The sequence below is a fragment of the Achromobacter sp. 46006 genome, assembly GCF_059761975.1.
Genome location: NZ_JCBANN010000001.1, coordinates 164287 through 173151, shown reverse-complemented (window position 1 = coordinate 173151; position 8865 = coordinate 164287). Strand labels below are relative to the sequence as shown.

Sequence of the window (8865 nt, the reverse complement as noted above, 5' to 3'; positions counted from 1 at the left end):
TTGGGCGAGCACTTTGGTTTGCCGCCGGGCTTACTCGTCGATAGGTAAACCCAACAGATCGAGCGCCGCGCCAAAAGCATCGGGACCCGAGCAAAGGAAAACCGCCACGTCGCCGGGATTGATATTTTCCAGGACCTGGTCGATTTGGTCTTGCGCATTATCAACATTGTCGACACTGGCGGCGTGTATGTCCGCTCCGCCTTCGACTTTTTCGGGGGGCACGATGTCGGCGATCGCATCGAGATCGGTTACGCCCATCACGACATAGGCGCTGATGCTCTCGCCATCCAGCGTTGTGTGCAGCTCAACGCCGCCCGCCACGTCGGCAACATGCCGACTCAGTATTTCCATGATCACTCTTCCTAGACTTGCGGGCCAGGCCCGCCGGGCAAGGCACCGCTCGGGTGCGCGTACGCCCAGGCGCGACTATAACAGCCTTATGCTAAGACTTCCTGACAGCCGGTCCGAGTGACGGACGGGCCGCGCCCGAAGTGGCGGCAACGCTGCGGCTGCGCACGCCAGCCGCGGCCAGGGCCGCCAGCAACGGCTTCTGGGCGTCCAGGAAAGCGGCTTTCTCTTCGCCGGTCAACTTGCACACGAACATCTGGGCCAGCAACTGGGTACGGCGGGCCTTGCGATTGTCGGCTTCCTGGGCGAGCCAGGCGGCGACCCAGTCCGCGGCAGCCTGCGCGTCGCCCTGCTGCTTGACATGACCCAGCAGGTCGAACACGGTGACGCCGGTAATGGCGTCATCCTCCGCGCGGGTCAGGAAGAGCTTGGCGGCCTGGCCGGTATAGCCGGGGACCAGGGCGAGGCAATCGCGCTCGGCGGGTTTCTTCATCGGTACTGCCTGTTTCGGTTGTCGGTAATCCCGCACTGTAACCCGGGGCCGCCGGCTGTCGCTTGGCCGCCATCGAACTCTGCTATCGTCGGCCTGTTTCCCTCCAACCTTATACGGCGGACATCATGCAACGCGATTTCGATCTGGTCGTCACCATCCTGGGAGCCCTGCGCGACGCGCCCGGCCCCAATCTGAGCACCCATGACATCAAGGAAGCGGCCCTGGCCCACGAACAGGGCCTGCAACTGGTCGCCCACCACCTCGACCTGCTGGCCGACGCCGGCCTGGTCAAGCAGGTCAGCGAAACGGCCGCGACCGCCGGCGATACGCGCTGGCGCATCACCTGGAAGGGCTACGATGCCCTGGAGCAGGACGAAGAAGACGACGAGGACTTCGACGCCGAGGAATAAGGCGCCCTGCTCCTTCGGACGTAGCCGGCGCGCCGCCCGCCTGCCGGCCCCGCGCCTCGGGCGCGACCGGCACGCTCAGTGGCGCCGCAGGATGCGGCGCGTCAGCAACGCGGCGGCCGCGCCGATCACCAGGCTGAACATGAACGCGGCGATGGCCAGCATCGCCGCCTGGTCGCCAAAGCCGGCCGAGCGCGACAGCACCACCGCCGCGGCGCAGATCGCCGCCGCCAACACCGCCACGCCGGCCAGCACGCGGCCTGGCGTGGGCAAACGGCCGCAGAGCGAGCCGCCCACCAATGCCGCCGCCACCATCGCGGCCATGGACCAGAACAGGTATTCGTACTGCATTGCGAACGGACTCCCCTTGAGGGTTGAGGCGCCCGCATTATAGGGCGGCGCCTCGCCCTCAGGCGCATGGCCCCGTCAGGCTGGCGGCGCGACCGCGATGGCGCTGATTTCAACCAGCGCGCCGTAATGCAGCTCCCGTGTCGGCACGACGGCGCGAGCCGGACGATGATCGCCAAAACTGCGCTCGTAGACGCTGTTGACCTCATTCCACAGGCCAACATCGGGAATGTAGACGGTAACGTTGGCCACCGAGGTCATGGACGCGCCCGCCGCCTCCAGGATGGCCGCCAGGCTGCGCAAGGCGGCTTCGGTCTGCGCGGCAACGCCTTGCGCCAATTGCGGACGCTCGCCCGGTCTAGCGGGCGGCAGGAAGCCGAGCTGCCCGGAGACGAAAATGAAACCGTTGGCGCGCACCGCCTGGGAATAATGGCCCGCGGGCGGCGTGGCATGGGGGGTGTATAGGGTCTCCATATAGGCTCCTGTTGCGCGAAGCGCGGACTTACCAGCCACGAAAGCGTTCCCACCGCGCCACCACCTCGCGTTCCCCGCCGCGTACGACCGCGTAGGCATCGTGCTGGGCGCAGGTGGCGCAGGCATGGTTTGGCATGATCCGCAGCCTGGCGCCCAGCGGCAAGTCGGGCAACGCGGCGGCGCTGCCGGCGCGCAGCTTGACGATGCCCTGCTCCTGGTTGGTCTCGGCCAGCAGCAGGTCCGGGTAGACCTTGCCGTCGGCATCGCACACCAGCCCGTACAACTGGTCCACCGGCTGTTTCGCGGTGCCACGGTCGCGCGACATGGCCATCCAGCCGGCATCCACCAGGATCCAGCCTTTCTCGGGCTGGTGGCCGATCACTGTGGTCAGGACGGTGGCGGCGATATCGTCGACGCCACACACGCCGAGCCCGGCCATGACCAGGTCGAAGAAAACGTAGACCCCGGCGCGCACTTCCGTCACACCCGCCAGATTGCGGGCGAAGTGGGCGGTCGGCGTCGAGCCCACGCTCACGACCGGACACGGCAGGCCGGCGGCGCGGATCGCCTCGGCGCAACCCACCGCGGCGGCGCGCTCTTGTTCGGCCATGTCGGAGATTGCCGCCACGCTGCGGCAGCCATAGGATTCCCCGGCGTGGGTCATGACGCCACGCAGGCTGCCAGCCGCCGCCAGCACGCGGGCAATCGCCAGCAACTGGCCGGTATGCCCGGGCTGCACGCCCGCGCGATGGCCGTCGCAATCGATTTCGATCAGCGCCGGAATGGCGGCGCCCTCTTGCGCGGCGCGCGCGGCCAGGGCGCGCGCGGCGTCGACGCTGTCGACCACCACCGTCAGGTCGACGCCCTGGCGGCGCAGCGCCAGGACGCGATCGAGCTTGGCCGGGGCCACACCCACCGCGTACAACAGGTCGGTGACGCCGGCGGCGGCGAACTGCTCGGCCTCCTGCAGCGTCGAGACCGCCGCGGGCCCCTCTGGACGCGCCATGACGCGGCGCGCGACCTCGATCGACTTGGGCGTTTTAAGGTGCGGGCGCAACTGCACGCCATGGCCGGCCATGAGGCCGTTCAGGCGTTCGATGTTGCGCGTCATGCGGGTTTCGTCCAGCAGCAGGCAGGGCGTGTCGAGCAGGTCCAGGGAGGTGGAAACAGAGGTCATGGCGATTTCGGCGAGACGATGGTGGGCGTTGCGGGCATGGCGCGGACGCCGCCCGGGGGGCGCCTGCGCATGCCTGGAGTATGGCGCGGCGCGTGCCTTGCGTGTTTAATGAAATCTTAATTAATCATTAAGGCCACTCTAAATGATCACGACGGACGATCTGCGCTTTTTCCTGAGCCTGGCGGCAACCAGTTCGCTGGCGCAGGCGGCCCGCGCTCTGGACGTGACGCCGCCTGCCGTGACGCAGCGTCTGCATGCGCTGGAAAAGCGCCTGGGCGTGCGGCTGGTCAACCGCTCGGGGCGCGGCACCGCCTTGACCGACGAAGGCCGGCTGCTGGCGCTGCGCGCCGGCCAGATCTGCGGCGAGCTGAACGAGCTGGCCGACGAGCTGGCCGGCCGCCGCGGTGTGGTGGCCGGCCATCTGCGCGTGGTGGCGCCATTGGGGTTCGGCCAGCGCCATATCGCGGGGCTGGTGGCCGGATTCCGCCAGCGTCAGGCCGACGTCACTGCCAGCCTGACACTGTCGGACGGGCCGCCGCGCCTGGCCAGCGATGACTGGGACGTGATGATCCATATCGGCGAACTGCGCGATTCCACCCTGGTGGCCTATCCGCTGGCGCCGAACCGGCGCATTTTGTGCGCCTCGCCGGCCTACCTGGCGCGCCATGGCGCCCCGGCCAAGCCCGAAGATCTGCGCGACCACGACTGCATCGCCCTGCGCGAGAACGAAGAAGACGTCACCCTGTGGCGCTTCAGGCGCGGCCGCGGGCCGGCGATAGGCGTGCGCATCGCGCCGGTGCTGTCGAGCAACGCGGGCGCGGCGGCGGTGGCCTGGGCCCTGGCCGGCCACGGCATCGTGGCGCGCTCGGAATGGGATGTGGCCGAGCATGTGCAAGCGCGCACGCTGGTGCCGCTGCTGGCGGGCTGGAACCTGCCCGAGGCCAATGTGGTGGCATTGGTGAAATCGCGCCAGGAACTGCCGGCGCGCACGGCGGGCTTTTTGGCCCATCTGCGCGAAGCCTTCGCCGTCACGCCCTGGCGTGACAAGGCTTAGGGCTGGCCGTTGCCGGGGACAGGCTTGTCAGTCAAGCATCGCCTCGGCTTCGATCTCGACCAGCCACTCGGGCAGCGACAGGCCGCTGACGATGATCCACGAGGACGGCGGCGGATCCTGCGGGAAACGATCGCGCAGCGCCTGGGCGATCACTTCCTGATCCTCGCGCGCCGCTTCGCAGATGTAGATGCGCAGCATGATGACCCGCGCCAGCGTCGCGCCGGCGGCCGCCAGTACGCGTTCGATATTGTCGAGCGCGGCCAGGGTCTGCTCTTGCAGGCCGGGCCCGACGGTACGCTCGTGGGCATCGACGCCGACCTGGCCGGACAGCAGCATGCGGCGCTGGCCGGTCACGATGACAGCCTGGCTGAAGCCATATTGCACCGTGTTGAAGACGGTGTCGGGATTGACGACGATACGGGTCATGACGATTCTCCTGGCGGGCGCCCTGGCGGCGCCGAGGCCTCACATTCTAGAGCCGCGGCGGGCTCAGGCCGCCATGGGGGCGCGACGGCCGCCCCGGGCCGCGCACAAGGCCGCCAGCAGCACCGCGGCGCCGGCGCCGACGGCGCTCCAGAAGCCCGCGCCGACCCCGTGATGATCGACGATCCAGCCGGCCAGCGCCGCGCCCGCCGCCACCCCGGCGCCCAGGCCCGTCACCAGCCAGGTCAGGCCTTCGGTCAGGCGCCGCCCGGGCACGATGTTCTCCACCAACGCCATGGCGATGATCATGGTCGGCGCGAACGACAGGCCGGCCAGCAGCACCCCCAGCGACAAGGTCAGCAGATCGTCCACCAGCAACAGCGGCAAAGTCGTCAAGGCGGTGATGCTGGCGGCGATGGCCAGCATGCGCGCCAGCGGCATCTGGAACTTCAGCACGCCGAACGCCAGCCCGGCGATGCAGGAACCGAAGGCGTAAGCCGACAGCACCGCGCTGGCCCCCGCCGGCAGTCCCTGCTGGCGCGCGAACGCCACGCTCAGCACGTCGATGGTGCCCACGATGACGCCCATAGCCGCCATCATCGCTGTCAACGGACGCATCAATGGCACTCCCAGCACCGAGGTCTCGCGACCGGGGGCCGGCGGCTGCACCCTCGGCGCCGTGGCCCGTTGCAGCACGAAGGCGGCAACCCCCAGGCCCAGCAGCAGCGCCGCGCCGAGCGGGCCGGCCTCGGGAAACAGGACGACGCACAGCCCCACCGCCAATGGCGGCCCGATGATGAAGCTGAGCTCGTCCAGTACCGACTCCAGCGCGTAGGCTGTGCGTAGTTGCGGACGGTCGCGATAGATCTCGGTCCAGCGCGCCCGCGCCATGGCCGGCATGCTTGGCAGGCTGCCGGCCAGCGCCGCGAACATGAACAAGGTCCAGTCCGGCGCCTGCCACCGCACGCACAGCGCCAGGCCGCCCAGCCCGGCGACGCTGGCACCGGCGGCCAGCGGCAGGATGCGGGCCTGGCCATGGCGATCCACCAGGCGGGAGATACGCGGCGCCAGCAGCGCCGTCGCCAGCGCGAAGGTGGCCGCCACCGCGCCGGCCAGGGTGTAGGCGCCACGCACCTGGGACAGCATGGTGATGATGCCGATGCCGATCATCGGCAACGCCAGCCGCGCCACCGCGCAGGCGGCGACAAAGCCGGTGGCGCCGGGCGCCTGGAACAGTTCACGGTAGGGGTTGGACACCCGGGACCTCTGGTGATGTTGCGGGCCGGCGGAGACGCCGGGAAAATTTACATACGAAGCGTATGCCAAATCGTATTCACCCGCACGACGCCTGTCAATTAACATACGTCACGTATGCCATTGGAGCCAGCCATGCCGCGCACCCGCGCCGAGATGATTGAAGAAACCCGCGCCAAGCTGCTGGCGACGGCGCGCGAATCGTTCCGCCGCGCCGGCTACGCCGGCACGTCGATGGATGACCTTACCGCCAGCGCCGGGCTGACCCGGGGAGCTTTGTATCACCATTTCGGTGACAAACAGGGCCTGCTGGCCGCGGTCGCATCGCAGATCGACGACGAAATGGAGCAGCGCCTGCAAGCGATTTCTCGCACCGCGCCGGACGCCTGGAGCGCTTTGCGCGAACGTTGCCGCGCCTATCTGGCGATGGCGGCCGAACCCGACATCCGGCGGATCGTGCTGCAGGACGCGCGCGCGGTGCTGGGCCCTGCCGATGCCATCTCGCAGGCACGATGCACCGCATCGCTCGCCACCTTGCTGCGAACCTTGATGGACCAAGGCGACCTCAGGCCGGCCGACCCCCACGCGCTGGCGCGGATGCTGCATGGCGGCTTGGACGAAAGCGCCTTCTGGATCGCGGGCGACACCGGCGAGGACCGGCTGACGCTGGCCCTGCAGGCGCTGGACGTGCTGCTGCAAGGCATTCGCCTGCCTTGATGCGGGTCTGGCAACGGCGGCCAGTCCCCGACTCGATGATCGTCATCCACAGTTTTACGCGGCCGCCGGCGCAATGGGCGCGCCGATGCCGCCGCCCGGCAGCCGGTCTGGAATCCCCCAAACGCGGTATGGAATACTGCAGCCTTCTTTGCTACGCTGGGTCACCCTTCGTGGAGGCCACCCCACCATGAAACCCAAGATCCGCGTACTGTGCGTCCAGCCGTCATCGATGTCCGCGCGCTTTGCCTTCCTGGCGATCGCGCTGCGGTGGTCACTGGGCGCGACGCCCAGGCCGGCGCGGTTGCGGATCGGCCCGCACGACCTGGCCCCGGTCGGCTCGGAGGCCGCCTTCTGGATCTTCGCGCTGCGCCATGCGTTTTCGTCGCAATCCGTGCTGGTAACCCGCGGCGACCACTGGGACGTCGCTGCCTCGGTCGACGGCGATGAAGTCCGCGCCTTCGGCCGCAAGTTCGCCCTGCGTCAGTGCCTCTGAGGCGGCACGCGGCGCCTTCTTGTCACGTACCGGGGGGGGGCTTGCGGTGATAGGCCGCCAGTTGCTCGGCGGTCCAGCGTTGCCGCGCCTCTTCCTGGCAACAAGACCTGAATATCAGTGCCCCCACATCCAGGAAGCGGTGCAGGTCGTCCCCGTTCAGCTTGCCCTGCACCGCCAGCAGGCAGTCCGCATACTCGGACAGGATGCCATCCCATTCATCGGGCCTGCCGGGCGCGACGGGTTTGCTGATCATGCGGGCCATCATCTCGCTGTGGTCCATCATGCTGTTTCCCCTGAAGCCTCGCCGCGGCCGCAAGGAACGCGGCGACATCGTGGAACCGACGGCAGCAAGCGCCATGCCTGGCGCGGCAGCCGGGGCAATGCCGCACGCCGGGTGCAGAAATTACCAGCGGAGCCGGTCAGAATTCAGGCAGATCGAACACTGTATGCAGGGTGGAGCTGGGCGCCGGCACCGAGGCAAGGCGCTCGCGCCCGTCGTCGTCAGTCAGCACCCGCAGCGGACGCGAGGCCACGGACACGCCATCGACGCTGGCCAGGGTTTCGACATCGGCGCCGGCCTTGATGGCCTCGATCACTTCGGATGCGGCCGCAGTCACGGGTTCGCTGACCCAGCCGGGCACGCCGCGCTCGGCCAGACCCCAGCGCACGTAGGCAACGTGGCCACTGGCGGCTTCTTTACGAACGGCGACGATCGCATAAAACGACATTCGAGCCTCCCTCAGGTGTGGAGGCCCGGATCGTATACCAACTTCGCGCATCCGCGATGACAGCCGTCAGGGCTCGATATCGATAGGCTCAAAGGATTTCACCAGGTCATCCAGTTGTTTCAACTGGGTCAGGAAAGGTTCGAGCTTGTCCAACGGCAACGCGCTGGGGCCATCGCACTTGGCGTTGCGGGGGTCGGGATGGGCCTCCAGGAACAGGCCTGCCAGGCCCACGCCCATCCCCGCCCGCGCCAGTTCGGCCACCTGTTCGCGGCGGCCGCCTGAGGCCGCGTCCAGGGCCGAGCGCTGCTGCAAGGCATGGGTGACGTCGAAGATCACCGGCCGGTTGCCGCTTACCTTTTTCATGACCCCGAAGCCGAGCATGTCCACCACCAGATTGTCATAGCCGAAGCTGGTGCCACGGTCGCACAGGATGATCTGCTGATTGCCGGCCTCGGTGAACTTCTCGACGATGTTGAGCACCTGGGTGGGGCTGAGGAACTGCGGCTTCTTGATGTTGACGACACGGCCGGTCCTGGCCAAAGCCACCACCAGATCGGTCTGGCGCGCCAGGAACGCCGGCAATTGCAGGATGTCGGCCACTTCGGCCACCGGCGCGGCCTGCCACGGCTCGTGCACGTCGGTAATCACCGGCACGCCGAAGTTCTGCTTGACCGCCTCGAAGATCTTCATGCCCTCTTCCAGGCCTGGGCCGCGGTAGGAGTGGATCGATGACCGGTTGGCCTTGTCGAAGGAGGCCTTGAACACATAGGGAATGCCCAGCCGGGTGGTCACGCGCTGGTATTGCTCGCAGGCGCGCAGGGCCAGATCCTTGGATTCGAGTACGTTGATCCCGCCGAACAGCACGAAGGGCCGATCGTTGGCGCAGGCAATCGAGGGCGAGATGACGACTTCCGGGGCGGTCATGATGGGGCGATCCTGTAATAGGTGA

14 protein-coding genes are annotated in these 8865 nt (G+C 68.0%); 4 read left to right on the top strand and 10 right to left on the bottom strand.

The annotated features are described in order from the left end of the window. Nucleotides 1–30: 30 nt before the first annotated feature. Together AC6LKG_RS00940 and AC6LKG_RS00935 are read right to left on the bottom strand one after the other, a co-directional pair. On the bottom strand, nt 31–351 hold the full coding sequence (locus AC6LKG_RS00940; protein WP_498162027.1) for a hypothetical protein: 321 nt from the start codon (nt 349–351) through the stop codon (nt 31–33). Between the two features lie 91 nt (nt 352–442). Further along, on the bottom strand, nt 443–841 hold the full coding sequence (locus tag AC6LKG_RS00935; RefSeq protein ID WP_498162025.1) for a hypothetical protein: 399 nt from the start codon (nt 839–841) through the stop codon (nt 443–445). 125 nt (nt 842–966) lie between these two features. Here AC6LKG_RS00935 and AC6LKG_RS00930 point away from each other — a divergent pair, with 125 nt between their 5' ends. After that, nucleotides 967–1251, top strand: coding sequence for a DUF2513 domain-containing protein (locus tag AC6LKG_RS00930; protein WP_498162023.1), 285 nt, complete (start codon nt 967–969; stop codon nt 1249–1251). A gap of 75 nt (nt 1252–1326) precedes the next feature. Here the strand turns inward: AC6LKG_RS00930 and AC6LKG_RS00925 are convergent, their stop codons facing one another. The 3 genes from AC6LKG_RS00925 to AC6LKG_RS00915 all read right to left on the bottom strand — a co-directional run bounded on the left by AC6LKG_RS00925 (nt 1327) and on the right by AC6LKG_RS00915 (nt 3247). Beyond that, nucleotides 1327–1599, bottom strand: a complete 273-nt coding sequence (locus tag AC6LKG_RS00925) for a hypothetical protein (protein WP_498162021.1) — start codon at nt 1597–1599, stop codon at nt 1327–1329. A gap of 75 nt (nt 1600–1674) precedes the next feature. After that, on the bottom strand, nt 1675–2070 hold the full coding sequence (locus tag AC6LKG_RS00920; RefSeq protein ID WP_498162019.1) for a RidA family protein: 396 nt from the start codon (nt 2068–2070) through the stop codon (nt 1675–1677). Between the two features lie 28 nt (nt 2071–2098). Beyond that, nucleotides 2099–3247, bottom strand: a complete 1149-nt coding sequence (locus tag AC6LKG_RS00915; RefSeq protein WP_498162017.1) for a DSD1 family PLP-dependent enzyme — start codon at nt 3245–3247, stop codon at nt 2099–2101. Nucleotides 3248–3389: 142 nt separating this feature from the next. Here AC6LKG_RS00915 and AC6LKG_RS00910 point away from each other — a divergent pair, with 142 nt between their 5' ends. Next, a complete protein-coding gene (locus AC6LKG_RS00910) occupies nt 3390–4301 on the top strand; it encodes a LysR family transcriptional regulator (protein ID WP_498162015.1) in 912 nt (303 codons plus the stop codon). Between the two features lie 27 nt (nt 4302–4328). Here the strand turns inward: AC6LKG_RS00910 and AC6LKG_RS00905 are convergent, their stop codons facing one another. Further along, the gene (locus AC6LKG_RS00905; RefSeq protein WP_498162013.1) at nt 4329–4727 is read right to left on the bottom strand and encodes a RidA family protein; all 399 of its coding nucleotides are present in this window, start codon (nt 4725–4727) and stop codon (nt 4329–4331) included. Between the two features lie 63 nt (nt 4728–4790). Next, complete coding sequence (locus AC6LKG_RS00900) at nt 4791–5981, bottom strand: MFS transporter (RefSeq protein WP_498162011.1); 1191 nt, start codon at nt 5979–5981, stop codon at nt 4791–4793. A 132-nt stretch (nt 5982–6113) separates the two neighbouring features. On the opposite strand from AC6LKG_RS00900, the gene AC6LKG_RS00895 reads away from it, so the two are divergent. Both AC6LKG_RS00895 and AC6LKG_RS00890 read left to right on the top strand, forming a co-directional pair. After that, the gene (locus tag AC6LKG_RS00895) at nt 6114–6695 is read left to right on the top strand and encodes a TetR/AcrR family transcriptional regulator (protein ID WP_498162009.1); all 582 of its coding nucleotides are present in this window, start codon (nt 6114–6116) and stop codon (nt 6693–6695) included. Between the two features lie 187 nt (nt 6696–6882). Beyond that, nucleotides 6883–7188, top strand: a complete 306-nt coding sequence (locus tag AC6LKG_RS00890; protein WP_498162007.1) for a hypothetical protein — start codon at nt 6883–6885, stop codon at nt 7186–7188. A gap of 22 nt (nt 7189–7210) precedes the next feature. Here AC6LKG_RS00890 and AC6LKG_RS00885 read toward each other — a convergent pair whose 3' ends face one another. The 3 genes from AC6LKG_RS00885 to kdsA form a co-directional block, all read right to left on the bottom strand. Further along, on the bottom strand, nt 7211–7471 hold the full coding sequence (locus tag AC6LKG_RS00885; RefSeq protein ID WP_498162005.1) for a hypothetical protein: 261 nt from the start codon (nt 7469–7471) through the stop codon (nt 7211–7213). A gap of 136 nt (nt 7472–7607) precedes the next feature. Next, a complete protein-coding gene (locus tag AC6LKG_RS00880) occupies nt 7608–7916 on the bottom strand; it encodes a carbohydrate isomerase (RefSeq protein ID WP_498162003.1) in 309 nt (102 codons plus the stop codon). Between the two features lie 66 nt (nt 7917–7982). Then, complete coding sequence (kdsA, locus tag AC6LKG_RS00875; protein ID WP_498162001.1) at nt 7983–8840, bottom strand: 3-deoxy-8-phosphooctulonate synthase; 858 nt, start codon at nt 8838–8840, stop codon at nt 7983–7985. Nucleotides 8841–8865 lie beyond the last annotated feature (25 nt).

Coding starts and splice junctions, on each gene's coding strand:
- AC6LKG_RS00895 (WP_498162009.1), top strand. CDS start 6,114: ATGCCGCGCACCCGCGCCGAGATGATTGAAGAAACCCGCGCCAAGCTG.
- AC6LKG_RS00880 (WP_498162003.1), bottom strand. CDS start 7,916: ATGTCGTTTTATGCGATCGTCGCCGTTCGTAAAGAAGCCGCCAGTGGC.
- AC6LKG_RS00925 (WP_498162021.1), bottom strand. CDS start 1,599: ATGCAGTACGAATACCTGTTCTGGTCCATGGCCGCGATGGTGGCGGCG.
- AC6LKG_RS00885 (WP_498162005.1), bottom strand. CDS start 7,471: ATGATGGACCACAGCGAGATGATGGCCCGCATGATCAGCAAACCCGTC.
- AC6LKG_RS00940 (WP_498162027.1), bottom strand. CDS start 351: ATGGAAATACTGAGTCGGCATGTTGCCGACGTGGCGGGCGGCGTTGAG.
- AC6LKG_RS00935 (WP_498162025.1), bottom strand. CDS start 841: ATGAAGAAACCCGCCGAGCGCGATTGCCTCGCCCTGGTCCCCGGCTAT.
- AC6LKG_RS00920 (WP_498162019.1), bottom strand. CDS start 2,070: ATGGAGACCCTATACACCCCCCATGCCACGCCGCCCGCGGGCCATTAT.
- AC6LKG_RS00930 (WP_498162023.1), top strand. CDS start 967: ATGCAACGCGATTTCGATCTGGTCGTCACCATCCTGGGAGCCCTGCGC.
- AC6LKG_RS00905 (WP_498162013.1), bottom strand. CDS start 4,727: ATGACCCGTATCGTCGTCAATCCCGACACCGTCTTCAACACGGTGCAA.
- AC6LKG_RS00915 (WP_498162017.1), bottom strand. CDS start 3,247: ATGACCTCTGTTTCCACCTCCCTGGACCTGCTCGACACGCCCTGCCTG.
- kdsA (WP_498162001.1), bottom strand. CDS start 8,840: ATGACCGCCCCGGAAGTCGTCATCTCGCCCTCGATTGCCTGCGCCAAC.
- AC6LKG_RS00910 (WP_498162015.1), top strand. CDS start 3,390: ATGATCACGACGGACGATCTGCGCTTTTTCCTGAGCCTGGCGGCAACC.
- AC6LKG_RS00890 (WP_498162007.1), top strand. CDS start 6,883: ATGAAACCCAAGATCCGCGTACTGTGCGTCCAGCCGTCATCGATGTCC.